At 58.6% G+C, this 23,490-nt stretch carries 32 protein-coding genes and 1 tRNA gene; 8 read left to right on the forward strand and 25 right to left on the reverse strand.

Annotated elements, in window-relative coordinates; translation table 11 throughout:
• Nucleotides 1–15 precede the first annotated feature (15 nt).
• Entirely contained in the window at nt 16–1,572 is a 1,557-nt protein-coding gene (locus ACLM42_RS09825; RefSeq protein ID WP_415398951.1) for a bifunctional pantoate--beta-alanine ligase/(d)CMP kinase, read from the forward strand.
• On the opposite strand, the gene ACLM42_RS09830 is transcribed toward ACLM42_RS09825, so the two are convergent.
• The 5 genes from ACLM42_RS09830 to ACLM42_RS09850 form a co-directional block, all read right to left on the reverse strand.
• Entirely contained in the window at nt 1,569–2,051 is a 483-nt protein-coding gene (locus tag ACLM42_RS09830) for a low molecular weight protein-tyrosine-phosphatase (protein WP_247911874.1), read from the reverse strand. The genes ACLM42_RS09825 and ACLM42_RS09830 overlap by 4 nt on opposite strands.
• On the reverse strand, nt 2,044–2,730 hold the full coding sequence (locus ACLM42_RS09835; protein WP_415398952.1) for a HEAT repeat domain-containing protein: 687 nt from the start codon (nt 2,728–2,730) through the stop codon (nt 2,044–2,046). The genes ACLM42_RS09830 and ACLM42_RS09835 overlap by 8 nt, the downstream gene beginning before the upstream one ends.
• Complete coding sequence (locus tag ACLM42_RS09840) at nt 2,731–3,528, reverse strand: HEAT repeat domain-containing protein (protein ID WP_415398953.1); 798 nt, start codon at nt 3,526–3,528, stop codon at nt 2,731–2,733.
• Nucleotides 3,529–3,632: 104 nt separating this feature from the next.
• Complete coding sequence (cpcA, locus tag ACLM42_RS09845; protein ID WP_010314791.1) at nt 3,633–4,121, reverse strand: phycocyanin subunit alpha; 489 nt, start codon at nt 4,119–4,121, stop codon at nt 3,633–3,635.
• Nucleotides 4,122–4,160: 39 nt separating this feature from the next.
• Nucleotides 4,161–4,679 carry a phycocyanin subunit beta gene (locus tag ACLM42_RS09850; protein WP_010314789.1) on the reverse strand — a complete coding sequence of 173 codons (519 nt, stop codon included), beginning with the start codon at nt 4,677–4,679 and terminating at the stop codon, nt 4,161–4,163.
• Nucleotides 4,680–4,943: 264 nt separating this feature from the next.
• Between ACLM42_RS09850 and hemH the strand changes: the two genes are divergently transcribed.
• On the forward strand, nt 4,944–6,119 hold the full coding sequence (hemH, locus tag ACLM42_RS09855) for a ferrochelatase (RefSeq protein WP_247910766.1): 1,176 nt from the start codon (nt 4,944–4,946) through the stop codon (nt 6,117–6,119).
• Here the strand turns inward: hemH and ACLM42_RS09860 are convergent.
• Genes ACLM42_RS09860 through ACLM42_RS09875 form a run of 4 tightly spaced genes read right to left on the reverse strand, consistent with a single transcriptional unit; the run spans nt 6,116 to nt 8,447 of the window.
• Nucleotides 6,116–6,913 carry a phycoerythrobilin:ferredoxin oxidoreductase gene (locus ACLM42_RS09860; protein ID WP_247911877.1) on the reverse strand — a complete coding sequence of 266 codons (798 nt, stop codon included), beginning with the start codon at nt 6,911–6,913 and terminating at the stop codon, nt 6,116–6,118. The two genes, hemH and ACLM42_RS09860, sit on opposite strands and share 4 nt — an antisense overlap.
• Before the next feature lie 5 nt (nt 6,914–6,918).
• Nucleotides 6,919–7,620 (reverse strand): 15,16-dihydrobiliverdin:ferredoxin oxidoreductase, encoded by a 702-nt coding sequence (locus ACLM42_RS09865; protein ID WP_247911878.1) that lies wholly within the window; start codon nt 7,618–7,620, stop codon nt 6,919–6,921.
• Nucleotides 7,620–8,204 (reverse strand): phycobiliprotein lyase, encoded by a 585-nt coding sequence (locus ACLM42_RS09870; protein WP_415400165.1) that lies wholly within the window; start codon nt 8,202–8,204, stop codon nt 7,620–7,622. The genes ACLM42_RS09865 and ACLM42_RS09870 overlap by 1 nt, the downstream gene beginning before the upstream one ends.
• 33 nt (nt 8,205–8,237) lie before the next feature.
• The gene (locus tag ACLM42_RS09875) at nt 8,238–8,447 is read right to left on the reverse strand and encodes a hypothetical protein (protein WP_247911879.1); all 210 of its coding nucleotides are present in this window, start codon (nt 8,445–8,447) and stop codon (nt 8,238–8,240) included.
• 394 nt (nt 8,448–8,841) lie between these two features.
• Between ACLM42_RS09875 and cpeB the strand changes: the two genes are divergently transcribed.
• From cpeB to ACLM42_RS09890, 3 genes are all read left to right on the forward strand, one after another.
• Nucleotides 8,842–9,402 carry a class 1 C-phycoerythrin subunit beta gene (gene cpeB, locus ACLM42_RS09880; RefSeq protein WP_247911880.1) on the forward strand — a complete coding sequence of 187 codons (561 nt, stop codon included), beginning with the start codon at nt 8,842–8,844 and terminating at the stop codon, nt 9,400–9,402.
• Between the two features lie 57 nt (nt 9,403–9,459).
• Complete coding sequence (cpeA, locus tag ACLM42_RS09885) at nt 9,460–9,954, forward strand: class 1 C-phycoerythrin subunit alpha (protein ID WP_010314769.1); 495 nt, start codon at nt 9,460–9,462, stop codon at nt 9,952–9,954.
• Between the two features lie 141 nt (nt 9,955–10,095).
• Nucleotides 10,096–10,710 carry a HEAT repeat domain-containing protein gene (locus ACLM42_RS09890; protein ID WP_247911881.1) on the forward strand — a complete coding sequence of 205 codons (615 nt, stop codon included), beginning with the start codon at nt 10,096–10,098 and terminating at the stop codon, nt 10,708–10,710.
• On the opposite strand, the gene ACLM42_RS09895 is transcribed toward ACLM42_RS09890, so the two are convergent.
• Complete coding sequence (locus ACLM42_RS09895; RefSeq protein ID WP_247911882.1) at nt 10,698–11,597, reverse strand: HEAT repeat domain-containing protein; 900 nt, start codon at nt 11,595–11,597, stop codon at nt 10,698–10,700. The two genes, ACLM42_RS09890 and ACLM42_RS09895, sit on opposite strands and share 13 nt — an antisense overlap.
• Nucleotides 11,598–11,674: 77 nt before the next feature.
• Here ACLM42_RS09895 and ACLM42_RS09900 point away from each other — a divergent pair, with 77 nt between their 5' ends.
• Complete coding sequence (locus ACLM42_RS09900; protein WP_247911883.1) at nt 11,675–12,100, forward strand: DUF2656 family protein; 426 nt, start codon at nt 11,675–11,677, stop codon at nt 12,098–12,100.
• On the opposite strand, the gene ACLM42_RS09905 is transcribed toward ACLM42_RS09900, so the two are convergent.
• Nucleotides 12,097–12,339, reverse strand: coding sequence for a hypothetical protein (locus ACLM42_RS09905; protein ID WP_415398954.1), 243 nt, complete (start codon nt 12,337–12,339; stop codon nt 12,097–12,099). The two genes, ACLM42_RS09900 and ACLM42_RS09905, sit on opposite strands and share 4 nt — an antisense overlap.
• 178 nt (nt 12,340–12,517) lie before the next feature.
• On the opposite strand from ACLM42_RS09905, the gene ACLM42_RS09910 reads away from it, so the two are divergent.
• A complete protein-coding gene (locus ACLM42_RS09910; protein WP_415398955.1) occupies nt 12,518–13,801 on the forward strand; it encodes a HEAT repeat domain-containing protein in 1,284 nt (427 codons plus the stop codon).
• Here ACLM42_RS09910 and ACLM42_RS09915 read toward each other — a convergent pair.
• The 11 genes from ACLM42_RS09915 to ACLM42_RS09965 all read right to left on the reverse strand — a co-directional run bounded on the left by ACLM42_RS09915 (nt 13,791) and on the right by ACLM42_RS09965 (nt 22,207).
• Complete coding sequence (locus ACLM42_RS09915; protein ID WP_247911886.1) at nt 13,791–14,102, reverse strand: CpeR family transcriptional regulator; 312 nt, start codon at nt 14,100–14,102, stop codon at nt 13,791–13,793. The genes ACLM42_RS09910 and ACLM42_RS09915 overlap by 11 nt on opposite strands.
• A gap of 18 nt (nt 14,103–14,120) precedes the next feature.
• Nucleotides 14,121–14,732, reverse strand: a complete 612-nt coding sequence (locus tag ACLM42_RS09920) for a chromophore lyase CpcT/CpeT (RefSeq protein ID WP_415398956.1) — start codon at nt 14,730–14,732, stop codon at nt 14,121–14,123.
• Nucleotides 14,732–15,265 (reverse strand): phycobiliprotein lyase, encoded by a 534-nt coding sequence (locus ACLM42_RS09925; RefSeq protein ID WP_415398957.1) that lies wholly within the window; start codon nt 15,263–15,265, stop codon nt 14,732–14,734. The genes ACLM42_RS09920 and ACLM42_RS09925 overlap by 1 nt, the downstream gene beginning before the upstream one ends.
• Nucleotides 15,266–15,557: 292 nt before the next feature.
• A complete protein-coding gene (locus ACLM42_RS09930) occupies nt 15,558–16,256 on the reverse strand; it encodes a phycobilisome rod-core linker polypeptide (protein WP_247911889.1) in 699 nt (232 codons plus the stop codon).
• Between the two features lie 49 nt (nt 16,257–16,305).
• Nucleotides 16,306–17,922, reverse strand: coding sequence for a phycobilisome rod-core linker polypeptide (locus ACLM42_RS09935; protein WP_247911890.1), 1,617 nt, complete (start codon nt 17,920–17,922; stop codon nt 16,306–16,308).
• A gap of 125 nt (nt 17,923–18,047) precedes the next feature.
• Entirely contained in the window at nt 18,048–18,932 is an 885-nt protein-coding gene (locus tag ACLM42_RS09940; RefSeq protein WP_247911891.1) for a phycobilisome linker polypeptide, read from the reverse strand.
• Between the two features lie 112 nt (nt 18,933–19,044).
• Complete coding sequence (locus ACLM42_RS09945) at nt 19,045–19,716, reverse strand: pentapeptide repeat-containing protein (protein WP_247911892.1); 672 nt, start codon at nt 19,714–19,716, stop codon at nt 19,045–19,047.
• A 45-nt stretch (nt 19,717–19,761) separates the two neighbouring features.
• Nucleotides 19,762–20,490, reverse strand: coding sequence for a phycobilisome rod-core linker polypeptide (locus tag ACLM42_RS09950; protein WP_247911893.1), 729 nt, complete (start codon nt 20,488–20,490; stop codon nt 19,762–19,764).
• Between the two features lie 61 nt (nt 20,491–20,551).
• Complete coding sequence (locus ACLM42_RS09955; RefSeq protein ID WP_415398958.1) at nt 20,552–21,139, reverse strand: hypothetical protein; 588 nt, start codon at nt 21,137–21,139, stop codon at nt 20,552–20,554.
• A complete protein-coding gene (locus ACLM42_RS09960; RefSeq protein ID WP_415398959.1) occupies nt 21,106–21,525 on the reverse strand; it encodes a hypothetical protein in 420 nt (139 codons plus the stop codon). The genes ACLM42_RS09955 and ACLM42_RS09960 overlap by 34 nt, the downstream gene beginning before the upstream one ends.
• Nucleotides 21,526–21,553: 28 nt before the next feature.
• Nucleotides 21,554–22,207 (reverse strand): chromophore lyase CpcT/CpeT, encoded by a 654-nt coding sequence (locus tag ACLM42_RS09965; protein WP_415398960.1) that lies wholly within the window; start codon nt 22,205–22,207, stop codon nt 21,554–21,556.
• 90 nt (nt 22,208–22,297) lie between these two features.
• On the opposite strand from ACLM42_RS09965, the gene ACLM42_RS09970 reads away from it, so the two are divergent.
• On the forward strand, nt 22,298–22,690 hold the full coding sequence (locus tag ACLM42_RS09970; RefSeq protein WP_247911897.1) for a hypothetical protein: 393 nt from the start codon (nt 22,298–22,300) through the stop codon (nt 22,688–22,690).
• A gap of 32 nt (nt 22,691–22,722) precedes the next feature.
• On the opposite strand, the gene ACLM42_RS09975 is transcribed toward ACLM42_RS09970, so the two are convergent.
• The 3 genes from ACLM42_RS09975 to ACLM42_RS09985 all read right to left on the reverse strand — a co-directional run bounded on the left by ACLM42_RS09975 (nt 22,723) and on the right by ACLM42_RS09985 (nt 23,412).
• Nucleotides 22,723–22,959 (reverse strand): hypothetical protein, encoded by a 237-nt coding sequence (locus ACLM42_RS09975; protein ID WP_247911898.1) that lies wholly within the window; start codon nt 22,957–22,959, stop codon nt 22,723–22,725.
• A gap of 41 nt (nt 22,960–23,000) precedes the next feature.
• Nucleotides 23,001–23,073: transfer RNA gene (locus ACLM42_RS09980), tRNA-Phe, on the reverse strand.
• A gap of 69 nt (nt 23,074–23,142) precedes the next feature.
• Nucleotides 23,143–23,412, reverse strand: coding sequence for a DUF2470 domain-containing protein (locus ACLM42_RS09985; RefSeq protein ID WP_247911899.1), 270 nt, complete (start codon nt 23,410–23,412; stop codon nt 23,143–23,145).
• Between the last annotated feature and the right edge of the window lie 78 nt (nt 23,413–23,490).

Raw genomic sequence — 23,490 nt, forward strand, 5'->3', positions numbered from 1 at the left:
GTTCGCCCCCTCGCTGTGCAGCTGCTGCAAACGCGCGCCGAGCTTGAAGCCTGGCGCGGCATCTCTGGGGATCGGCCCTTGCGCTGCGTTCCCACCATGGGCGCCTTGCATGCCGGCCACGGCAGCCTGATCCAGAGAGCCGGCAGACAGGGCCCTGGAGAAGCCAGGCCCCTGGTCCTCACCAGCGTGTTTGTGAACCCGCTGCAATTTGGGCCCAACGAAGACTTCGCGCGCTACCCGCGCTGCCTGGATGCTGACCTGAAGCTCGCCCAGGAGTCTGGAGCTGATGCCCTCTTCGCTCCCAGCGTTGAAGAGATCTACCCCCAGGGCGAAAGCCAGCTGACCCGGGTTCAACCGCCCAAATCTCTACAGGCGGGACTCTGCGGCCGGCACCGACCGGGACATTTCGACGGAGTGGCCACGGTCGTCGTTCGGCTCTTGTCCCTGATCCGCCCCCAGGTCCTACTGCTCGGGGAGAAGGACTGGCAGCAGCTGGTCATCCTCAAACGGGTCGTCAGGGACTTGGGCCTCCCGGTCCAGGTCTGGGGCTGCCCCACCCTGCGGGAGGCCGATGGATTGGCCATGAGCTCCCGCAATCGCTACCTCTCCAGCGACGAGCGCCGTCAAGCTGCCGTGCTCCCGCAAGCGCTGCGTCGGGCGGCAACGCGCTGCTTGCAGGAGCCAGGCCTGGCCCTGGCGGCGGTGCAAGCCGAGGTTCATCAGGCCCTGGAGGGTGCGGGCATGGTGGTGGACTATGTGGAGGCCGTGAAGCCTCTGTGCCTCCAGGCCCAATCCCGTCTAGACGGACTCACCTTGCTGGCAGTGGCTGCCCACTGCGGCCCCAGCCGACTGATTGACCACGTCTTCCTCATGAGCCGAGCCCCAATCGTTGCCATCGATGGCCCTGCCGGAGCCGGCAAAAGCACGGTGACCCGCGCCTTTGCCGAACGGCTTGGTCTGATCTACCTGGACACCGGGGCGATGTATCGCGCCGTGACCTGGTTGGTGCAAGACCGCGGCGTCGACCCCACCAAAGCCGAACAGGTGGCTCCCCTGCTGGCGAACCTCGACCTCCAGCTCAGCAGCACCGGCAACGGCCAACGGGTCCGCGTCAATGGGGTGGATGTCACCGAAGCCATTCGCTCACCCGAGGTCACGGCCCAGGTCTCCGTGGTCGCGGCCCATGGTTGTGTTCGCGAGGCCCTGACCCAGCAGCAACAGGCGATGGGAGCTCGCGGGGGGCTGGTGGCGGAAGGGCGCGACATCGGCACAGCCGTCTTCCCAGGCGCGGAACTCAAGGTGTTTCTGACCGCCACCGTGACCGAGCGGGCCCGCCGCAGGGCTCTTGATCTGGAGCAACGGGGCTTTGAGGTGCCCGAGCGGGCTGATCTCGAGGCTCAGATTGCTGAGCGCGACCACCTGGACTCCACCCGTGCCGTGGCCCCCCTGACCCAGGCGGAGGATGCGATAGAGCTGATCACCGATGGCATGGCCATCGAGGCGGTGATTCAACGGCTGGTGGATCTCTTCCGCGAGCGCGTCCCCCACGACGCCTGGCCTGACCCCAGTTAGGGGCGCATCAGGGTCTCTAGCAGACCTGAGCAGGCATCCTCGAGCAAATCGAGGACGTGCTCAAAACCCTGTTCACCCCCGTAATAGGGGTCCGGGACTTCCTTGTCGCTGAAGCGGCGGCAATGACTGGTCATCGGTTCCACCACGGCAAGGCCAGGTCGGGAGCCCAGCTCACCAGCCAACGACCGAACAGCCCGCAGGTTGTCGTCATCCATGGTGAGGATGCGATCGAAACTGCTGAAATCCGCTAGCTCGATCTGACGGGCGCGGCTGGGGAGGTTGATGCCGCGGCGCTCGGCGGCGGCGCGCATCCGACGGTCCGCCGGGTTGCCCACATGCCAACCACCGGTACCGGCACTGTCGACCACAAAGCGCTCCTCCAGGCCCGCCTGGGCGATCTGGTGCAGAAAGACCCCCTCAGCCGCTGGAGAGCGGCAGATATTGCCGAGGCAAACAAAGAGCAGACGTTGTTCAGCCATGGGGGTCTCCAGAGTGGTCAATGCGATGCAGTGCCAAGGCGGAACGCCTCTGAACCACAACAGGCGAAAGTGGATCAGATCCTGCTGCCAGGCCAGTCAGCGCACGCCTGAGGGCATCAAGGCTGAGGTCCGAGAAGCGCTTGGCTTGATGAAGAGCTAAGCCTTCTAGACCAACAACGACCGCGTAGCGCACGATCCACTCTCCGTCTCCACAGGCAGCGAGCAGCGCCTGCAGACTTCTCTCAGCCAGCTCTGACGCCTGATCGTCAGACAGAGGCCTGAGATCGAGCCGTCCCAGACCGGAGGCTGCTGCACGCCGGACTGAAGGCCCAATATCCGTAGCCAAGGCTCGCTCGAGCACCTCAATCCCGCGAGGATCGCCAATTCCGGCAAGGGCGCGGACAGACCATGCCCGAGCCCCATAGTTATTGGTCCTGAGCGACGCAAGAATCGGCTGAACAGCAGGTTCTCCGATGGCGATGAGACCATCGACCGCTGCAACGGCTGCCCCTGGATTGTTGAAGCCCAAGATCTCCAGCAAACAGGATGTTGCTGCGGGATCCTTTGCTTCGGCCAAGCACTCAACGGCGCTTAAAAGTGCATCAGCAGAATCAGCCGATTGCACCTTGGCAATCAATTGATCGACAGTCGTTCTGGATTGAATGGGGTCAGACAGCATCTAAAGCAACCCATCCATCACGTCAAAAATTTCCTCATCGAAGCTGTCACTGGGCACAGACTCAACCAAACCCTTCAAAGCAATGAGTTTGAGGCTGTTTTCAGCCAGCGTCTCGGCAATCGCTTGGGTCGCGGGTCGCCAACCAGCCGCTCCGAGGTCCATCAAAGCAGCACGTCTGACCTGCAACTGCGGATGCAACAACAGCGTCTTCAGTCGCTCACCCCAGCGGGAATCTTTGGTGAGTTGAAGCAGTGATCTACAAGCCGAACTTTGAACGACAGGACGCTCATGGGTCAAAAACGACTCCAGAACCTCAAGGACCCCATCACCTGAGATTCCAAGGTCACCAATGGCCTCCAACAGGGCTTCGCAAGGTTCGACCAGATTGGCCGAATCCAACGAGCAGGCCCCAGCGACTTCAGGACCTGATTGCAATCGCGCCAGCAGAGCAGGCAATGCCGCTTTGGCCTTGAGTTCACCCAGGGAGCGAGCCGCAGCTTCCCTCAAGCCGTAATCAGGGTCGTCGAGCAGTTCAAGGAGGGTCGGAATCGCCTCACGCGCGGACGGGCCAAGCTTGCCGACGGCACGGGTGGCATTGCGGGCGACGGCATTCTCTTCAACACCATCACCGAGCTGGCGAGCCCGCCGTTGACGCATCGCGGCCAGTAGTAACGGGAGCGTGTCTGGGTGCTGACTGCGATGACGACCCAGCCACCAGGCGGCGTAGTACTGAGCGGAGGGGTCATCGGTCGCCCGCAACCGCCGCAAAGCCTCCGCTTCGTCGATGGGTTCAGCCATCTCAAAGGTTGTGGAGGAGGGAGCCGACATAACCCGCTCGGAAACACAAGACAAAAAGAAAGACCCCCCAAATTGGGGGGTCTCGAAAGCCAATCGTGCGCTGATCAGATCAGAGCGTTGATGGCGTAGTCGAAGTAGTTGTTGGCTTCGGTTGCAGCCTCACCGCTCAGACCGTGGTTGGCCTTGATGTAGTTGAGAGCTTCGACGTACCAGGAGGGGGACAGTTCGAAGGTCCGGTTGATCTCGTCGAGACCAGCGATCAGGTAGTCATCCATGGGGCCGGTGCCACCTGCCACGAGGCAGTAGGTCACCATGCGGAGGTAGTAACCGATGTCGCGGGAGCACTTGGCCTTGCCTTCTGCCGTAGCGGCATAGGCGGGACCCTGCATCTGGGTGGTGTAGGGGAACTTGGAGTACACAGCCTGAGCTGCGCCGTTCACCAGGGTGTCGGCCTTGGCGGTCAGAGCCTTGGCAGCTTCGAGACCAGCCTTAGCGCGGTTGAAACGACCGAAAGCGCCTTGGATTTCGGTGTTGCCCAGGAAACGACCCTGGGAATCAGCTGCGGCAACGGCTTCGGTGAGAGGCGTCTTCATGACGGAGAAAGAGAGGGGTGGACGTGAACTGGTGCCAGATCAGGCAACAGCGGCAGCAGCACGGTCGAAGTAGGTGCCGATCTCGCTCATGAGGGCGGTGCAATCACCTTGGGTGATGCCAGCCTTGTCGTTAGCGATGGAGATGGCGGCTTCCTTCATCAGGTTCACGCCAGCGGCGACGGAAGCACCGGGGGTACCGAGGGCCAGGTAGGTCTCACGCAGACCGTTCAGGCAGCGGTCTTCCATCACGGAAGCATCGCCGGTGAAGATCGAGTAGGTGACGTAGCGAAGGATGATCTCCATGTCGCGCAGGCAAGCAGCCATGCGGCGAGAGGTGTAGGCGTTACCGCCAGGAGCAATCAGAGCGGGCTGCTGAGCGAACAGCTGGCGAGCAGCGGCCGACACGATGGTGGAGGCGTTGCTGGTGATGCGGTTGACGGCATCCAGACGCTTGTTGCTGTCGGAAACCATGGCGGCCAGAGCGTCAAGCTCACCGGCGCCGATGAATTGGCCCCGGGCGTCGGCCTGGGCGACAACCTTGGTGAAGGCGTCGAACATGAGTTAACTCCTTTGGGCTTCGTCTGAGGGAGGGGACTGCAGACGCTATGGATGGGTCTGCCGGGAGGCATACCGCATCCCGTCGCTGTGATTGTCGCCACACCCCAGTGCAGACCCGCGAAGGCGTTCATAATGTTTAACCAGGGCCATCCCACTGGGCTTGAGCCAGAAGGGATGACAAGTTCTTGAGGTCCATGCGGTTTTCCGCCTGACCCGCTTCCCGCCTCTTACGGTCAACTCCATTGTTTGTGAGTGGACCAGGGCATGGCCAAGGTCGGCGTGGTGTTGCTGAACCTCGGCGGCCCTGAGCGCATTCAGGACGTCGGACCCTTCCTCTACAACCTCTTCGCGGACCCGGAAATCATCCGGCTACCCAATCCCGCTCTCCAGAAGCCCCTCGCCTGGTTGATCAGCTCCCTGCGTGCTGGCAAGTCGCAAGCCGCCTACCGCTCCATCGGTGGCGGCTCACCGCTGCGTCGCATCACCGAGCAGCAGGCACGCGAACTCCAGAGCACCCTCCGCCAACGCGGCATTGAGGCCACCAGCTACGTGGCCATGCGCTACTGGCATCCCTTCACCGAATCGGCCGTCGCCGACATCAAGGCCGATGGGATCGATGAGGTCGTCGTCCTTCCCCTCTATCCACACTTCTCCATCAGCACCAGCGGCTCCAGCTTCCGCGAACTGCAACGCCTGCGTCAGGGCGATCCCTCCTTCTCCAAACTCCCCATCCGCTGCATCCGCAGCTACTACAACGACCCCGGCTACATCGGCGCCATGGCCGAACTCATCGGCAAAGAAATCCAGGCCTGCCCCAACCCCCCTGACGCCCACGTCTTCTTCTCCGCCCACGGCGTTCCCAAGAGCTACGTCGAGGAAGCCGGTGATCCCTATCAAAAGGAGATCGAAACCTGCGCCCAGCTGATCATGGACAAGCTGGCCGCTGATCTCGGCCACACCAATCCCTTCACCCTGGCCTACCAAAGCCGCGTCGGGCCGGTGGAATGGCTCAAGCCCTACACCGACGACGCCCTCAACGAACTCGGTGAATCCGGCGTCAAGGACCTCGTCGTCGTCCCGATCAGCTTTGTCAGCGAGCACATCGAAACCCTCGAGGAAATCGATATCGAATACCGCGAAATCGCAACGGAAGCCGGCATCACCAACTTCCGACGCGTTCCCGCTCTCGACACCACACCGTCCTTTATCAACGGTCTGGCCAACCTCGTCCAACACGCCCTAGAAGGACCAGAAGTCAACCTCGATCAAGCCGCCGCTCTTCCCACACAGGTCAAGCTCTACCCCCAGGACAAGTGGGCCTGGGGATGGAACAACAGCTCAGAGGTCTGGAACGGTCGCTTGGCAATGCTCGGCTTCTCCGCTTTCCTGCTCGAGTTGCTCAGCGGTCGTGGGCCTCTTCATTCCATCGGCTTGCTTTAAACGGACTGAGCCTCGAGATCAAAGAGGACATCGTGGATGTAGGCCTCGGTCCATTCCGAGCCGTAGAAACGGCTGAGCATCCCGCGGGCGGGATCCTTCTCGGCGCGGTATCGCGTGTAGCGCTTTTGGCCTGCCAACAACAGTTCTGATCGCTCCGCAGACACTGGGGTCGCCGTCGCCTCGAGGCTGAGATAAAGCTGGAGGTACTCCTGGAACGCGGGACGAATGACCGTCTCGATCAGCTGATCACCCTCGGGACCCAACGGAATCCGTGTCCAGAGGAACCCCGGGGAGAAGTAGGGCTGGGCTTCTTCGGGAATCGGGCCTCCGTCAGGAAGAGCCTGCTTCCAACGCTCGAAAATCGGCAGGAGTTGTTCCCAAACCGCTTGAGTGTGTTGGCGATCTCCCCGATCGACCGGTTGAAGATCCAGTGCCAACAAATGGCCATTGGGAAGGGTGACCAAATCAGCGCCAAAGAAAGGCAGGTCGTAGCGCGTCCGAGGGTTAATGACGAAGTTCAGAACTGAGGCCGCCATCCCCGCTGAGACACAGGCCGCTCGGACCTGACGAAATTTCTCGCTCTGGCATGCCCAGGTTGCGGTGGCCACAGGAACAGGCTTGGCCTTGGATCCCGTCACTCCCTCGCGGGTGAGGAACTGAGGATCAATGGGATACGGATCAGGGTTAAGCGGTTTCAGCATGGCAATCGCTTCATCCAGAAACCACTGCCACCGCCAATCAGGGAGCGCAACAGGGTCGAGGCTGCTTGCCCGTGTGGCCGCAGGATCAGACATCGGATTCACAGGCGCGCGGGAAAGAGGAACTCACTCAAAAAGGCATCGGCCCATGGCTTGCCGAAATGGCTTGAAAACAGGCCATGGGCGGGATCACGCTCAGCGCTGTAGCGGTCGTACGCCACCTGCAAGTCAGCAACCTCCTCGGCAGTGAGCTGCCCGGCTTCGCTGCGGGCACGATCGTGCATCTGCCAGTAGGCACCCATGAACCCCTCAAAGGCAGGGGGCAGTGAGGTCTGCGCCTCCTCGGCACCGCCGCGACAGAACAGCAGCCAGGGCGAGAAATACTGATTGGGGTCAAAGGAGCGCATGGTCTCCTCGCCACTGAGGTCGGGGTAGCGCTCATGCAGAGCTGACAACTCCTTGTAATGGCGCTGGAGATAGGCCTCTCCCTGCTGAAGCGGCTGAAAATCCAAAACCGCCACCAACTTTTGGCGCGCCCCAAACCACAGCAAGTCCACACCAAGAATCGGGTGGTCCAGGCTGCAGTCCGGGTAGGCAACCGAGTTAAGGACCTGCAAGGTGTCGCCGGCGTCCAGGCGTGTGACGCGCCAACGGCGAAATCCAGGGACGTTCCAGAGCCAACTGCGGATGGTGCTGCTTTGCTTGTCCGACTGCTTCAGGGCGAATTGAGGCTCAACCTCAAGCGGCTCGGCACCACGCTCCTTGAGACCGGCGTGCAAATGCTCCAGAAAAGGATCAAACATCACGCCCCTCCTGGAGTGGAGTAGTGCGACACGAGCGCCTGGGCCTGTTGCCGAGCTGCAGCCAAGTCATCGGATGACGGGCAGCGGAACTCGGTGCAGTACGTCGTCATGGAGACCCCATCAAGGAACTGGACTGAACTCACCCGCATCCGTACCTGATCGGTGACGAACCAACAGCGCTCAATACCAACGTTGGTGTCGTAGCGCGTCGTGATGGTCAGCAGCCCGTCCGCCGCAAAGCTGTACTCACTCAAGACCGGCTTCTTCTCCACATATCCCTTGTCCCTGAGCAAAAAGCCACGGGTGGGATCCGAAGGGTTCGGAGCATCGACAAGGACTGCGGCGTAATCCTCGGAACGACTGCTCTCTTTCAGGTTGCTTTCCCACCAAAACCGAGCACCACCAGCTGCAGCAACAAGGTCAAAATCAAGACTTTCGCAAACCTTGGCAGTCACTGGGTCCTGCTGATCAAACGGCTCAATGATCAGGTTGGAGTCAGCGAACTCGTCGTCCTGATGATCCAAATGATGGACAGCGCGGCGGGTCATCCACTCGCCACGGCTAGCCAAGAAGAAGTCCCGCATGGACATCGGGACGACAAAGGGAACCGCCACGACTCAAGCTTGAGGTTGGGCCAACTGGCTTTGAAGCTGCCCAAGGACCTCCTCTAAGCGGGTGAGTTCCGGGTGGTCCGCCAAGGTGCGATCAATCTTGGCCTGGGGAAGCTTGAGCTTCTGCCCCATGGCAATGACGTCCTGGCGCAGACGATCTCGATAGGCGATGAGCTGCTCAATGGACTCCTGGATGTCCTGAGGGGTTGCGTCCATCACAAAAGGAGCCGTGTGCGGAGAAGCTAGGAGGGGGGCTGGCCTGCCGTTGCCGACAGATCAAATCTGAAATAAATCCGAAGAGCCGAACCAATTACGCCTCAATTGGTCAACCCAAAACCGCCAGACCCGCTGCAGCACAGGACATGAGCAGAAGCTGAGGATGGTTCATAAAGAAGGTTTGCGTATCTGAGGCGAAATGGGGAAGCCGCCGCTGGATTGCCCTTAGGTTCTCTTCGTGCCTTGACCCAGTGGGCCAAAGCAAAGTCACCACCGCCAAGAATTCAGTTCACCTGAAATCGCGTCGGGAGCAGACACCAAACAAACGGTCCGCCGAACGTTTGAGTCAGCTGCTTTAGGTGGCCTCAGCCCCCCCAAAAAGTCCTGCTCTCTCATGCTCGACGCATTCTCCCGCGCCGTCGTTAGCGCTGACGCCAAAACCGCTGCCATCGGCGGTGGCGACATCGCTGCCCTCAAAGGCTTCATCGCCGAAGGCAACAAGCGCCTCGACGCCGTTAACGCAATCACCTCCAACGCCTCCTGCATCGTCTCCGATGCAGTGACCGGCATGATTTGCGAGAACACCGGCCTGATCCAAGCCGGCGGCAACTGCTATCCCAACCGCCGCATGGCTGCTTGCCTGCGCGACGGTGAGATCGTTCTTCGCTACATCTCCTACGCCCTGCTGGCCGGCGACGCATCCGTGCTGGATGACCGCTGCCTGAACGGCCTCAAGGAGACCTATGTGGCTCTGGGTGTGCCCCTTCAGTCCGCAGCGCGTGCTGTGGCCATCATGAAGGCCTCCTCGACCGCTCACATCAACGAGACCAACACCACCGGCACCAACCCCGTGGAAACTCGTTTCCGCAAGATGGAAACCGTCCAGGGCGACTGCTCTGCACTGGTTGCCGAAGCTGCTTCCTACTTCGATCGCGTGATCAGCGCCCTCAGCTGAATCAACGAGGGTTAGCTCTCTCTTTTCTACGCAAACCTCCATCTAAGGATCTCAACGATGAAATCCGTTGCAACCACCGTTGTGACCGCCGCTGACGCAGCCGGTCGCTTCCCTTCCCAGAACGACCTCGAGGCCGTTCAGGGCAACATTCAGCGCGCCGCTGCTCGCCTGGAAGCCGCTGAGAAGCTGGCTGCCGGCCTCGACGCCGTCACCAAGGAAGCTGGCGATGCCTGCTTCAACAAGTACCCCTACCTCAAGCAGCCCGGTGAGGCTGGTGAGAACCAGACCAAGGTGGACAAGTGCTACCGCGATCTGGGCCACTACCTCCGCCTGATCAACTACTGCCTGGTTGTGGGCGGCACCGGCCCTCTGGATGAGTGGGGCATCGCTGGCGCTCGTGAGGTGTACCGCACCCTGCGTCTGCCTACCGCTGCATACGTCGAAGCTCTGACCTTCACCCGCGACCGGGCTTGCTCCCCTCGCGACATGAGCCCCCAGGCTCTGAACGAGTTCAAGGCTTACCTCGACTACGCCATCAACGCCCTCTCCTGATCTCTTCACCGAATCAGATGAGTGCAGGAGGCCTTCGGGCCTCCTTTTTTTTGGTTTCTTGCACCTCAAGGGTGAAGAAAGCGAAGAAGAGAAGCGGAGGATTAAGGTGACCGGAAACGAAGTGGGGGACCCAAGATCACCGTGAGCAACCAAGAACTAGACCAGTTATTTGCAGACCTAGAGCATCCGAATCCCTATATCCAAACCCAAGCCTTTACGGCCATGGCTGAGCGTTGGCAAGTCGAAGCCATCCCTCGATTGATTGGGTTACTCAGTCAGCCCAATGTTGGACTGAGAAGAGCATCGGTACGGGCATTGGGATCATTTGGCGAGACAGCAATGCAGCCCATTGCCGATTGCTTTAAGGCCACGGAAGAGGCGACGGTTCGTGCAAGCTGCGTGAAAGCCTATGCACAACTCGCATCAAACTATCCGGGACTTCGTTTCAGCGAAGGAGCCATGACCGTCCTACGGGATGGACTCAACGATGAATCACCCGTTGTCGCCGTGGCATCGGTGATGGCCCTCGGTCAGGTGGGGCAACAAGCCGTGTCATTGCTCCTTGAGGTGAGCCGCGGGGAGAACCCCGCTCAGGGAGTGGCGGCCATTAATGCCCTTGCGGAGATTGATGATCCCTCTGTGGAGCAAGGTTTCAACACTCTCCTCAACGAAGAGAAGCTGGACAGCTACGTCAAAGAAACCCTCAACTCAGCCATCATGCGGGTCAGGGACCTCCGGGCTCGTCAGGCCTCTTGATTCTTGAGCTGACTGATCGCAAGAGACAGAACGGACTGCACATCCGGTTGGATCTCCTGGTCCAACCGGCTTTGAAGCACATCAATCGATCGGGTGGCCCTGAGCTTCATCAGGGAAAGCGCAGCGTTCTTGCGAACTTGACCAACTGAATCCTGGAGCAATGGCTCCAGCTGAGGTGCAGCCCAGACCGGGTCATGGAGCTTGCCAAGCAACGTTGCCGCCTCGGCACGAACATCGGCATCGACGTCAGATAGGGCTCGAACCACAAGATCTTTAGCGACGTCATCCGCCAGGCTTTGGATCTGATCCCCGAGTGCTGCGATCGCCGCACAGCGAATTTCTGGATGCTCCGATGAGGCGGCGTCCCGAAGGGCATCAGGGGCTCGGGCACCGACGAATGCAAGCGCCCAACTGGCGAGCCCCAGTTGCATGGCCGTGCTCTCTGGATGAATCAAAACGTCCAGCAGCAGAGGAATGGCCTCAGCTCCGACCGCCGCCATCGCGCCAACCGCAGACCCTTGGACCACTGGATCGGGGTCGCTGCGGAGAGCCTCCAGCAGAACAGGAAGCGCCCGGGGATCTTCGATCAAGGTCAGCGTCTTTGCGGCTGCTCGTCGAACCGTGACGCTGTCATGGCCTGACAATGCGCGGCAAAGAGAAGGCACGGCTGCCTTGCCGACGACACCGAGACTCTCAGCAAAGGTCAGGCGCATCAAGCCCCTCGGATCACCTAGGCCAGCCACCATTTTTTCGATGGCGTCCGTGTCACTCGGGGGTAAGTTCCCGCTGCGAAGTTGTTGCTTGAGCTCTTCTGCAAGCTGACTCGCTTCCTGTTCGTTGAGCTGCTGGGGCTGCCCGTTGACGGATAGAGAGTGGGCCTCGGGCACGAGCACGGGGATCAAGCGATCCTGAATTATCGACCGCCAGATTCACGCTTTATGGTCTTCGTCACACTCCAGCTGCCATGACCTGCTTCGTTCTCTCACACAACCTGCAGGTTCACTCCGATGCAGTGCCAGGTCTGACTGCTGACGCGCTGGCAGAAGGTCTAAAGGTGAGCAGCCCACACATCGCCGTCGCCGAGCCACTGGAGCACCCCCATTGGCTTGTCCGCATCGAGTCGGAGCTTGACGCCGCCGCCCTTGCTCTGGAGCTAACACGCTCTTGGCGTGCAATGCGCAAGTCCATGGGCCACGCAGAGGACCATGAGCTGCTTGCACTGGGTGGACGCAAAGACAGCCAGGGGATGCCGGGCTCACCTCTCCAACAAGGGAGCTGGGGCGTTGACGTCGTCGAAACCAGCGATGGGGACGCCTTCCTGAAGGCCATTAATTGGGACGGACTGAAGCAAGGCCGTCCCGTTGATGGTGTCTTCGAAGAGCGGGGCTAACCCTGCTTTTTGCGGCTGCGGCGCCGGGGCTTGGCCTCCGTCTTCGCGGTGCGTTCCATGGTTCGCTCAGGCGTCTGCTCCGCGCCTGACGCGATCAGATCCCGGGCATGGCGCTGGACAGCGATCACTGGAGAACCGTTTTGACGCATGGCGCGCATGGCCTGCGACAAGGCGCCCAGAGGAACACGTACATGCCGCGGGGTATGAAGCTCGGTACGGGTGCCAATGCCAGTAGTCACTGTCAAAGCATTGGAAAGTGACGGTCCCATAGGGCCTCGAGCTGACTGGGTCCAGGTTGCCAACCCCGCGGAGTGGGAGCCAGCCCGTAGATAGTTCTTAACGAGAGCGCAGTCCGGGTCCCTGAGGAACCAAAGTCAACTCTGTTTTAAACGTCTGCGATCTTCGCAGGGTGCGTCGGTGAGTCGCTTCAACAACATCCACCTGGGCTTATCGCACGAGGAGGCTCTCCGCATCCTCACACTGGCAGAAGCGGACCTAGAAGCGGCCAGTGATTACTACATGGCCGCTTCTCACCTGATCAACTTCCCAGGCGATGCATCGGAAGAAGCCTTAATCACACTGCTAGAGCAGGCAAGTGAGAGCCAATCCATCAAGCTCGCGCAACGCAAAGCCGTTGAAGTTCTGGGTCAGCTCAATGCACAGCAGGCCATACCTGTCATTGGTACATGCCTGGATAGCGACGATATTTACCTCGTTGAAAACAGTGCCTGGGCACTGCAGCAGCTCAACTGTCAAGACGAAACACTGCATCAACGCCTCACCAACCTGCTTCAGGATGAAAGGCAAAACAGGCGAGTCATTATTCAAAGCCTTGCCGGCCTGAAGATCAAAGAGGCCGCCGAACGCATCAGAACACTGATCGATGATCCCCAACCAGGGGTACGTGGTGCCGCACGAGCAGCCTTGGCACAACTGATCGACGAACGAGCGCATCTCGAGGCCATTGAGGACCACCTCGTTCTGCCAAACCAGATGGACCGGCAGGCAGCGATCCAGGACATCATTGACGCACGTTCCATAGAGCTATTGCCAAGTGTGCTCAAAGCACCTGTCTCACCAGCCTTTCGCTTAAGAGCCCTAAAAGCCCTGTGGCCAGAACAGACCAAAGAGTGCAGGGGTCTTTCTCTGACCACTGCACTTGATGGACTCCTGCAGGATGAGCCAGAGGATCTTGTGTTGGTGCATCGGTATGACCAGACTCCAGAGCATGCCTTCCTTCTGCAGGAATTTTTTGGCACGGATTTCAGCCGTTGCTATCTCGCCCTCCAGAACCTCAAGGGACAATCCGCGGAAACCATCTGGCCGTTGATCAAGCAGCGCTGGGAGGAGGAAGCGCACAACGACTATGGAGCCCACTATTTCTTTATCCACCTGTTTCAAGAACTGGTGAACTGGCCCGATGCGGCCCTAAGCGAAATCGGAAACTGGCTGATGGATGCCGCGGACACGCTGCGTCCGCAGTTCATGAAATCAAAACCGGCAGCCATTTTGACTCTCGCAACGGTTCTACCCGAGCGATGTCGTCAAGAGCTCGAGCGTTGGAGTGATCCCGAGCAGACGCCATTTTGGGAAAGCCGCTATGCGGCACTGATGGCGATGGAGCAGCTCGGTCGTCAACCAACCCGGACAGAGGATCCGAACCCATTTGTCACCGCAAGGATCGAGTCGTTTAGCGACTGATCTCGGAGTAGCGGGTCTGGCTTGAACCGCGGGAAGCCCAGTACTGCACAAGCTTCTCCCCGCCAGGCCTGGGCACACTGGCTGTGGCACGAAGGATTTTGAAAGCACGATTCGGTCCCATCGGCCAATTCCCGACGGCCTCAACAGTGCGTATGGAACCGCCGATCTCCACCAGACAGCGCTCAAAACGCTCCAGTTGAGCCTGATCCACCGTTTCAAAAATGAAGTCCGTTCCCAAGCAAATCAGGTGTTGGGAGCGAATCCATACACGCAACTGGTTCTCGGATGGAGAAACCGGCATCAGACAACCCCCTGGCGGCTAATCGCTCAGGCCAACGAGCCAGTCTTCTTGAAGATGTTCCGCGAGGAAAGCCAACCGCTCAAACTTCAGCAATCCATGCTCTGAACCCCAGACCAACTGATCGGTATCAGGGTCAAAGCCTCGATCTCGACTCGCCCACGACGACTGATCAACAAACACCTCGCTGACGAGGTAAGTGAGCTTGCCATCGCGCGGGACCAAGCACCCCTTACCCGGCTCAACAGAACCTTGATATCCAAGCTTGGAGTCACCTGTGAAATGCATCGAGCAACCGCAACGCGGCTGCAGGAGATCAATCTTGATCTCATTTAGCAGTGGAAGGTGTTGCGGCGCACCCGCAACTCGTTCGGCATTACGGATACCAAAGTTCTCCACAATGTGAATTCCAGACTCACCTGCCCGTAAACGGTGGACGCCCTGGCGGTAGGGCCGCCAGGGATCGTGGTCATAACTTTGCTCGGAATAGAAGCCGGGTGCCTGAAGCACATCCCAGGGGAGCGGTAAAAAGAAGATATTGATATGGGCGAACTTGCTGGGATCTGCCTGGGCCTGGGCACGGTTGCTGTAGTGACCGCAGAGCGTGCGGGCAAAGAGAAGCGAATCGTGCATCAGAGCGTGAGCCGCCGGACTTCGGAAGCAAACGACGTTTGCAGCACTCCCGAACCCTCCGAAGTACGAAGGACTGATGAACGGCAGCGCACATGCTCAGAGACAAACCAGATCCGCTCTTCCGCAATGGACTGGCCGTACTTTGTGGTCAACACAAAGGTGCCATCAGAGAGAAAACGGTATTGAGAGATGGCCTGCTCTGCCTCGGCATAACCGACGCTGCGAAGCAGAGCGCCACTGGTCTGATCCTCAGGAACAGGAACGAGAACACAAGAGCCACTCGAGACCTCTGAAGGGTCGTCAGGCTCCCAGTCGCTCTCGGCACTCCACTCCATTCGGAAGGGGGACTGAATCAACGCTGGATCCTGGGAGGTGGACTCAAGGAGGTCCAGGACCCGTTGATCATGAGATGTGAGCTGCTCAATCGTGATCTGACTGAGCACCTCTTCGAATTGCTGAAAAGCAAGGGAATGACCACTTCGCATGGAGCGCCAGGTTCCTGCGCTGCGCTCAACAAACGACGTCAGATTCATTCAGTTGCTACTTAGATCCGCTCGTTAAAGCTGGAGGGAGAACCGTCGCGAGCACTCTGAACCATGTGAACCATCGACTCAACCATCATCGACATGGCAGAAGCCGCCTGAGACCCCGAGCCAGAAGCCTTGGCTTCAACACTGGATCGCTGGTCACGATGACGCTGAGAATTCGAGGGCATCAGAGTTGGACCGTGAAACGCCGGTGGGCCATAAAAAAGCCCGGAAGGCAACCTTCCGGGCTCAATCATCGTTCAGAACAGGGCTGGACCGCGGCCCAAGGCATCAAGGATTAAGTGTTCGCAATAGAAAGGATGCGCCCACCACGTCGCTGAATCCCCTGAATGGCCGTGCTCAAGGAGCTGTAGGGAGCCGTGCTGGTCTGCACGGAGCGGCGACGCACACCCACCGGAGCGGCTGTGGTCCATTTGATCGTGTAGCGCTTGCCATCACGGTTTCCAGGTCCAGGAAGCTTGGGCCCAGCAGCAGGTGCAGAGGCGGTTCCCAGACTTGTGGTCAAGCGTGATTGCCTCGAGCCATCGAAGCCGGCAAAGCCAGAATCCATCGCGACAGATCGGGTGTAGCTCAGGTTGCTCTGACCGACCTGGGTGGATGCTCCACGCATCGAGGGAACATGGTCGAGGCCAAAAGCCCCGATGTATTCATCACTGAAGGTGTAGCTGTTGATCTCAGCCTCGTAACCCTCATTGGCGAGACGCTGAACGTGCTCACTAACCTCAGCTTGGTTATGGGGTGCACGCCCAAGCAGGTGCTTGAAGTTGAGTTCGACGAAACGATAGGGACCGTTTTTCTCGAGGAACAAACGCCGATAGGTGTCGGACTGAGCCAAGGCCGTGACAAGGCCTTGAACCGTCAGATCGCCATTGACAAACAGACTCTCGGCTGAAGTGCAACGCTCCTCATCCATCAAGTGAGCATTGCCAAAGACCTGGCGGTAGGCAGCTCGAATTACAGCAGTGGTATCAGTCATGGAAGGAATGAATGTGGTGGTCAATCAAGCGTTGGTGATCAGAGGTTGATCACATCACTTCAGTGATCGAGACAATCCGCCCACCACGGCGATGGATGTAGCCCAACTGAGACGTCATGTCCTTGCCCGAGACCAGATAGCTGGCATTCGGAGTGCGCTGACGACCACCTGCGGGCTGCGCCTGAACGACGATCCGGTAGCGCTTGCCAGTGGGTTCAGTGGTGCCTGAAGCGGCAGCCACCCGATTGATGCGCTGGGTGGTGCTACTCCAATTGGTGGGGACACCATTCGTGGCCACGGATGCCACGAGACTGGAGGCCGACTGAACAGTGTCACTCGCTGCATAGCCCTGTGACAGGGAGAGATGGCGGTTGAAGGCCACCTGGGAGCGACCGGCTTCGGTTGCAATCCGTTGGTAAGGAATCGTGTCCTCACCGAAGACTTCCTGGTACTCGGCAGAGTCCAGATAGCTGTTGATTTCAGCTTCATAGCCCTCATTGGCCAGACGCTGAATGTGTTCGCTCACCTCAGCTTGAGAGGTGGGAGCACGACCCAGGAGATGCTTGAAGTTGAGCTCGATGAAGCGGTAAGGAGCGTTGCTTTCAAAGAAGCGACGGCTGTACTCAGCGGATAGGGCAATGGCCCGAACAAATTCACGGGTACTGGAGAGGCCTTCGGCAAACTTGCTCTCCGCAGTCAGGCTGCGCTCGCTCTCCATGAGATGGGGGTTACCCATCACCTGGCGGTAGGCAGAGCGCATCAGTGCCTGAATCTGATCGGCGGAGTCGCCGGAGGTGCGAGCAAACACTTCCTGCTCGCGCTGACCAAGACCAAAGCCCACATACAGATCGCCACGCATCGGAGCGCTGTCTCCACCGTCAGACAGAGCGCGCTTCACCGGAGCAAACGCCGTGCGACCGCTGCTCGTTCCAGTGAAACCGCCAGCTCCGCCAGCGCTGCGGTACACCTGCGCTGGAACCTTGATCGACAACCTGTTGCCCTTAGCGAGGTTGCCGAGGAGTTGGCTGCTGGCTCCGATCGCAGTGTCACTACCGGCAAAGTTTTGCTCGAGTGCTGCAATGCGGTTAAAGCTCGCCTGGGGCATCCCAGGAGTCGAACCCCAGCTGCGGGCATAGGGAACGGTGTCTTCGCCAAAGGCTGCGAAATACTCGTCTGAATCCAACAGATGATCGATCGCCGCCTCGAACCCCCCAGTGGCCATCTGGGCTACCTGGGCCGTGACTTCGGCTTCGCTTGATGGTCCACGGCCGAGCAGATGCTTGAAGCTCAGCTCCACGGAGCGGTGCGGACCAACCGCTTCGAAGTAGCGAGCGCGGTAGAACTCGGATTTCGCCAGCTGGCGAACGAATTCACGCACCGAGATTTCGCCTTGGCGCAGACGGGACTCAGCACTGATGCAGCGCTCACTCTCCATCGGCTGCACGTTACCGAAGACCTGGCGATAAGCCGCTCGAATCACAACAGCAAGTGCCGTCTCGTCGTCAGGAGCAAATTCGTCGCGAGCTGGCGAAAGATCCTGGTTACGGAAAGACCCGTTGGTCAACGCCGCATCCGCCGATGGCATGCGGTTGCGGCTGTAGGAAACGGGACCCTCGATCAACTGGGTGGCACCGAAGCCAAGGGAATTCGAACGATTGGCAGGCATGGGAAGATGAGATGGGGAGATCCTTGTTCAGAAGGCAGGTGTCGCTCCCTGCGATGACTGGGCAGTTGGCTCTGCTCAGTCATCCAGCTTTTGAAAGCCCTCGCCCTGAAGCGAGGGCCTAGAGATCAGCTGACGGGGGTGATGCTTGCGATCTTTCCGCCCTCGCGGTGAATGCGCTTGAACTGCTCGGAGAGCTTGTCGAAGGGCACGTAGTAGACACGGTTGCCGCGGGTGTAACGGGACACGCGACGAACGTTGTTCGCGCTGTAGGCCGTGACCTCGACGCGGAAGGTTTTGCCTTGGTCGGAAGCACCGACGCCAAGACGGGTTGCTGCATCCGCCAGGTTCTTCGCAGGACGGAAGCTGAAGCCCTGGGACTCCACAGAAGAAGGAGGAACAACCGCCATCGGGCGGTTCTGATAAGCGGCACCGCCCAACTTGCTGGAAATGCCAGCCAGGTCACCCTTCAGGCTGCTGCTGCTGTTGCCGCGAAGCAGCTGGAAGCTCCAGGTGAATTCCTGCATCGTCCCGCAGCTTTCGGTCTTCCAACCGCGCTGATAGGGAACGGTCCACTCGCCGAACGTGTTCTGGTAGTCGTCGGAGTCCAGGAAGCTATCGATATCGGCTTCGTAGCCCTTGGCGTCCAGGCGCTCGGCGTGATTCCTCATTTCCTGGAAATCAACGGGAGCCCGGCCCAGCAGGTGGCGGAACGCCAACTCGATGTAGCGATAGCGGGGGCAAGCGTCGAAGAAGCGCGCCTTGTAGAGCTCGCTCTTGGCGATGCTGCGCACGAATTCGCGCACGCTGATTTCACCCAGCTTGAACTGGGATTCGGGGACGAGCTGACGCTCGCTCTCCATCACGTAGGCGTTGCCCAGGACCTGCTTATAAACAGCCGTGATGATCTGCTCTTTCTTGGCGTCGTCATCGCCAGGAATGAGCTCGAGGGGGGCTTCGCTCTCTTGAGAGAAGCGCTCAACCCCAAGGAGAGAGGCAGGACCGAAGGGCATGGGCTGCGGACGGAATCAGCTGACTCATCCTCAGGGCAAAGGAAACCAGGGGGCTCCCGCCTTCATAAAGCTCAACCAATTGTTTCTCAATGTTGCGTGACTCAACGGAGTCCTAGCCCCCGAGGCTGGTGCGCGTCGTCTCACGGGTGAGCGGGTTCCAGGTGTCCAACTCCTTGTAAGGCCTGGACAGCAGTGCCGCCCGCTCAGACTCGAGTCCCAAGCAGCCCGAAAAATCAGCACCGGAAAGCGTTTCTGCTCCCTCGAGGCGAGCGGAGGTCAGATCGGCAGCCCTGAAATCTGCAAAGTCCAACTGACAGCCCGAGAAGCTGGCGCCCACACAGGACGCTCCCCGTAAAACAGCGTGACGCAGGTCAGCACCAACCAAGCGAACGCCATCCAGCAGCGAACCACTGAGGTCTGCTCCGCTGAGATAAGCCCCCATCAAATTGCATCCACGCAGGTCCAACCCGCGCAGATCCGCGCTGTTCAGAAAAGCGCCATTCAGCTTGGCCCCAGGACCGACAGCTCCCGAGGTGCGGTAATCAAAGCCTTCAGGGAAGCGCGTGAATGCGTCGAAACGCGCCAGGCGTAGATCAGCCCCATCCACCACACAGGCGCTCAGATCGGCCCCTCGCAAATCAACCCTGCAGAGCGCAGCACCCTGAAGATCAATCCCAGCAAGGTCCCGTCCACTCCAATCGGCACCTCTGGCATCAAGAGGAGCCGCAGAACCGACCGTTGGCAGCAGGTCTTCAGGGGGCTGCCACTGCAGAAGGTCAAGCACTGGGTTCAGTGAAGTGAGGGCGAAACGTTAAGGACTTGGCAGAGATTAGGAGTGGCGCAGAGCCGCCAAAGCGACAGTCAGCAACACACGGGTGATCTCGACGCCACCGACCACGGCCACAGCGAGCCACGCCTTCAGGGCCCAAGCCGGAGGCTGACCATTGACCCAAGCCTCTGAAACCTGACCGGACGACGCCCAAGCTTCAGCAGAAACCGGAGCACGTTCGGCCATGGCATCGCGCCAATCCGAGCCATAGCGGGGGAATTGCTGATAGATCGGCAGCTCGCCGGTGGCTCGACCCGGCAACAGCCTGGAGCGCTGGGACGGAACCCGATCAAAACCGAAGTTAGAGATGTATTCGTCGCTATCTAGCAGCTGATCCACAAAAGCCGGGAAGCCCTGCTCAGCAATCACAATCGACCAGCGCAACCGCTCCTCATTGGAGTAAACCTGCCTGCCTAGGACACGACCGATGACCTGGTCGATCATGCGGTAATTGGAGTTGCACTGGTAGTAGTCGCTCAGGAACCGATCCGAAAGAAGCAAGCCACGAATAAAGTCCTTCGTCGTAATCGAACCATTGAGGTATTGCGACTCTAAATAAGGCTCTCGATCAACCTTCAGGGCATGAAAGAAGATTTGCTTGTACGACTTTTCAATGAGAGCTTTACGCTCGTCTTGAGCGAAAGGAGCACTGCCACCCTGCATGGAAGCCTTCAGGGGGACCCGGGAGTTCTGCGTTGTAAAAGGAGCTTCCAGGAGAGGCAGAGCCATGAACCATCAATGCGCTGCGGCCATAGTGCAATGGGCCCCGGCCGCTCCCAGAAAAAGCTTCTTAGCTCTTTACAGAGCCACCAAAAAGCAGTTCATGTAAATTATCAAAAGAGTCTTGAAGCAAGGCCAAGACAGGAGATCGGCCATACAGCGCTTCAAAGGATGCGCTCGAAATCGCGCTCAACTGGCTCAAAGCAAAAGCGAGACCATCCGTGGGAACATTCATCAGCTGATACAGCTCATTCAAGGCATCAATAGACGGCTGATCACTGAAGCGAGGACGGGCTGCGGCAACGGCGTAAATCACAACACGAAAGAAGTTCTCGCAATCACGCCAACAAGCCTCGGCACGCTCTGGAGTTGCCAAAGCACCACCGGCAACAAACAACTCGGGATGCTGCAGCGCCAAAGCTGAACGGGCCTCACGAACACAAGGATCAACCAGACCCTTCAGCGCTAATAACTGATCAGAAGGTAGGTTGGAATAAACCGAAAACAAAGCCAACTCAGGATCACTGAGCTGATGCTTACAGCGATTCGCCTCTACAAGGATTTGCAGGAGATCAGCAGGAAGATCCCCGAAAAGGTCGACGTTGAAGACTTTTGCCCGACGAATCAGAGATTGCAGATTGGAGTTGCCGTCAACCATCCGTGCCTCTCAAAATAAAGCGCCCAGGCAATCGTGCCAATCAAACCGGGGCAGTGCTCGAGGGCCATGGAGGCAAGATTCTTGGAAACACCAAGGCTCAAGAGGATCTCTGTGAACTGCTCCTTGGTCTGAACCGTCTCAGGACGAATAGCAGAGCCGACGACCCAGGTCAATTTTGTCGCCTCAAGATTTCCGCCTGAATTCTCACAAGCCAAAAATAGATTGGCTTCATTCCCTTTTACAGTGGCCTCGTCTTGCCACATCTGAATATAATCTTCTCGAAGATCGATCCGTAGGACTTCTCCGTCTCGATCAAACCGAAGCTCACGATCTCCACCGGACAGCAGACGAAGCCTGTCAATGTCGGAATCAAGAAGGCGCTTCATTGCTCAACCGAGAGTCCGTAGAGCGAACTTAATTCCAACTGGGGGGTATTTCTTGACTCCAGTCGCAAAGCTTTTCAAAACGGAATGGGCCGGCAATTGATCCCCAAAGGTGCTCATGGGTGTCAGGATCGTAGCCACGGTCAATGGTTTGCATCGTTTGAGGGGTCAACTCAAACTCGCTTAACAGATAGGAATCACGGCCTTTGCGAAATACCTTGCAATGACAGCCAGGTTCAACCTTTCCAATGAATCCTTCACTGGTCTTATCCACCCAATAGGTGCAACCGGAAAGCAGCCTTAAATCAGTCTCGACAAGCTCGGCGAGCCTTGCTGGCTGCTCAACAGCACCGTAAAAACGCTCAGGAGACTCGATCGCGAAATTCAAAATGGAAAGGGTCCCATCTTCGAGATACCCCGGCCGCAGCACTCTGACCCGATAAGGTTCATTCGGTGCAATCGCATAAGCCTGCTCTAGCAAGAGGCTATGGGCCTGAAGATGAGGAATTGGGCGAATACGAACGAGAATATTTCCATACAGCGGTGGGTTTTCAAATGCCTGCGCTTGATTGCTAAAGCTGCCCGACAGCATTTGCGTTAGCTCACCAGCAAGATCTGCCACTTGACTTAAATCAATAAAATCAGGATAACACTCTCTTGGATTAACCAAATCCAACGTCGTCACAATGCAAGCGCACCGCCTTCTACTTGCAGTCCAGACGGTTGCGTCTTGCCCTAAAGCCGATACCATCCAGCCAATTCCAGATCTCCTCACATGTCGGCAGGATCGTCAGCCAACCCTGAGGCCCGCTCACAGCCAGACGTCCTCGCATCGCTGAGCCAAAGCCTGGAAGCACTGAGCATCATTGGCGAATCGCTGACTTTCCGACTGCTTGAGCTTGAACAACGGCTCGGGGCCGTCGAAGCAAAAGCCAATCAACTGGCCGAGATCCAACCGACGGAAGGGCTGCACCTAGAGACCGCCGCAACGCTTGAGTGCACCGAACGGCGCATTGCCCGGCTTGAAGACCTGCTCACCAACCCAACCTCGGCGCACGCTGTGAGTCCCGAGGTAGTCGAAGAGATTCAGAATGAGGAAGAATTCCTTGAAGAGAATCCATTCCCAGATGAGGTTGAGCAGCCCTTTATGGATGAATTTGCCGCTTAAACAGTGCGAGCAGAAGGTCTAATCAGAATGCACTAGAGGCCGAATAAACGCAGCCTGAAGTCAGCCACTTGGGATGCCAATTGGGGGTTACTCAGGAAAAAAGGATGATCGGAGCAGGCCTGGATCGCTAAATCTTTTTTCTCTTGCAGGCTCAGATTTTCCTGGCCTCCGGCATCGGCCTGCCGCTTGAACGCAGCATCAAAAACCATACCGAAGCTATCGGCATTATCAAAAAGCTCGCCAGGCTTATCGGGAATGCTGATTGGCATAAAGATGTCCGACTTACGCGGTCAACTATTGGTTTGATGAATGCCAGGACCCAGATTTGAACTGGGGACACGGCGATTTTCAATCGCCTGCTCTACCAACTGAGCTATCCCGGCCCGTCGCTTTCGCGACCCGTGCATCTTAGATCACAGCCCCCCGTCCTCAGGGCTGTTCAAGCAAGCGACTCAGGCCTTGGGCATGGCCCGCAACATGGCAACAAGGGTGCGATGGGCGTCTTCACTGTCGGTCAGGGTGTGGTCAAAGCACACCTCAACACTGGCCCCATCCACCTCAAGCTCCATCACTTCTGGACGAACAGCCAGCATCCTGGCCGAGACAGGGGCCTCAACACCGCCGTAATGACGGGCGTAGGCCAGCACCGCCTCGGCGTGATCGTCATTCATGTGCTTGCAAATCCGGTCACTCACAGCGGGAGTGAGAGGGTCGGCGGACATGGCGACGCGGTTCAGGGCGAGTTGATTCTGACCCCTGCCCTAAGCCCCTGCGAAACGCTGCCAAAGCAAGAGGCCCAG

The sequence above is a fragment of the Synechococcus sp. W4D4 genome, assembly GCF_047716805.1.
In the GTDB taxonomy this organism is placed as follows: domain Bacteria; phylum Cyanobacteriota; class Cyanobacteriia; order PCC-6307; family Cyanobiaceae; genus Vulcanococcus.

Coding starts and splice junctions, on each gene's coding strand:
- ACLM42_RS09830 (WP_247911874.1), bottom strand. CDS start 2,051: ATGGCTGAACAACGTCTGCTCTTTGTTTGCCTCGGCAATATCTGCCGC.
- ACLM42_RS09835 (WP_415398952.1), bottom strand. CDS start 2,730: ATGCTGTCTGACCCCATTCAATCCAGAACGACTGTCGATCAATTGATT.
- ACLM42_RS09840 (WP_415398953.1), bottom strand. CDS start 3,528: ATGGCTGAACCCATCGACGAAGCGGAGGCTTTGCGGCGGTTGCGGGCG.
- cpcA (WP_010314791.1), bottom strand. CDS start 4,121: ATGAAGACGCCTCTCACCGAAGCCGTTGCCGCAGCTGATTCCCAGGGT.
- ACLM42_RS09850 (WP_010314789.1), bottom strand. CDS start 4,679: ATGTTCGACGCCTTCACCAAGGTTGTCGCCCAGGCCGACGCCCGGGGC.
- hemH (WP_247910766.1), top strand. CDS start 4,944: ATGGCCAAGGTCGGCGTGGTGTTGCTGAACCTCGGCGGCCCTGAGCGC.
- ACLM42_RS09860 (WP_247911877.1), bottom strand. CDS start 6,913: ATGTCTGATCCTGCGGCCACACGGGCAAGCAGCCTCGACCCTGTTGCG.
- ACLM42_RS09865 (WP_247911878.1), bottom strand. CDS start 7,620: ATGTTTGATCCTTTTCTGGAGCATTTGCACGCCGGTCTCAAGGAGCGT.
- ACLM42_RS09870 (WP_415400165.1), bottom strand. CDS start 8,204: ATGCGGGACTTCTTCTTGGCTAGCCGTGGCGAGTGGATGACCCGCCGC.
- ACLM42_RS09875 (WP_247911879.1), bottom strand. CDS start 8,447: ATGGACGCAACCCCTCAGGACATCCAGGAGTCCATTGAGCAGCTCATC.
- cpeB (WP_247911880.1), top strand. CDS start 8,842: ATGCTCGACGCATTCTCCCGCGCCGTCGTTAGCGCTGACGCCAAAACC.
- cpeA (WP_010314769.1), top strand. CDS start 9,460: ATGAAATCCGTTGCAACCACCGTTGTGACCGCCGCTGACGCAGCCGGT.
- ACLM42_RS09900 (WP_247911883.1), top strand. CDS start 11,675: ATGACCTGCTTCGTTCTCTCACACAACCTGCAGGTTCACTCCGATGCA.
- ACLM42_RS09915 (WP_247911886.1), bottom strand. CDS start 14,102: ATGCCGGTTTCTCCATCCGAGAACCAGTTGCGTGTATGGATTCGCTCC.
- ACLM42_RS09920 (WP_415398956.1), bottom strand. CDS start 14,732: ATGCACGATTCGCTTCTCTTTGCCCGCACGCTCTGCGGTCACTACAGC.
- ACLM42_RS09925 (WP_415398957.1), bottom strand. CDS start 15,265: ATGAATCTGACGTCGTTTGTTGAGCGCAGCGCAGGAACCTGGCGCTCC.
- ACLM42_RS09930 (WP_247911889.1), bottom strand. CDS start 16,256: ATGACTGATACCACTGCTGTAATTCGAGCTGCCTACCGCCAGGTCTTT.
- ACLM42_RS09935 (WP_247911890.1), bottom strand. CDS start 17,922: ATGCCTGCCAATCGTTCGAATTCCCTTGGCTTCGGTGCCACCCAGTTG.
- ACLM42_RS09940 (WP_247911891.1), bottom strand. CDS start 18,932: ATGCCCTTCGGTCCTGCCTCTCTCCTTGGGGTTGAGCGCTTCTCTCAA.
- ACLM42_RS09950 (WP_247911893.1), bottom strand. CDS start 20,490: ATGGCTCTGCCTCTCCTGGAAGCTCCTTTTACAACGCAGAACTCCCGG.
- ACLM42_RS09955 (WP_415398958.1), bottom strand. CDS start 21,139: ATGGTTGACGGCAACTCCAATCTGCAATCTCTGATTCGTCGGGCAAAA.
- ACLM42_RS09960 (WP_415398959.1), bottom strand. CDS start 21,525: ATGAAGCGCCTTCTTGATTCCGACATTGACAGGCTTCGTCTGCTGTCC.
- ACLM42_RS09970 (WP_247911897.1), top strand. CDS start 22,298: ATGTCGGCAGGATCGTCAGCCAACCCTGAGGCCCGCTCACAGCCAGAC.
- ACLM42_RS09975 (WP_247911898.1), bottom strand. CDS start 22,959: ATGCCAATCAGCATTCCCGATAAGCCTGGCGAGCTTTTTGATAATGCC.
- ACLM42_RS09985 (WP_247911899.1), bottom strand. CDS start 23,412: ATGTCCGCCGACCCTCTCACTCCCGCTGTGAGTGACCGGATTTGCAAG.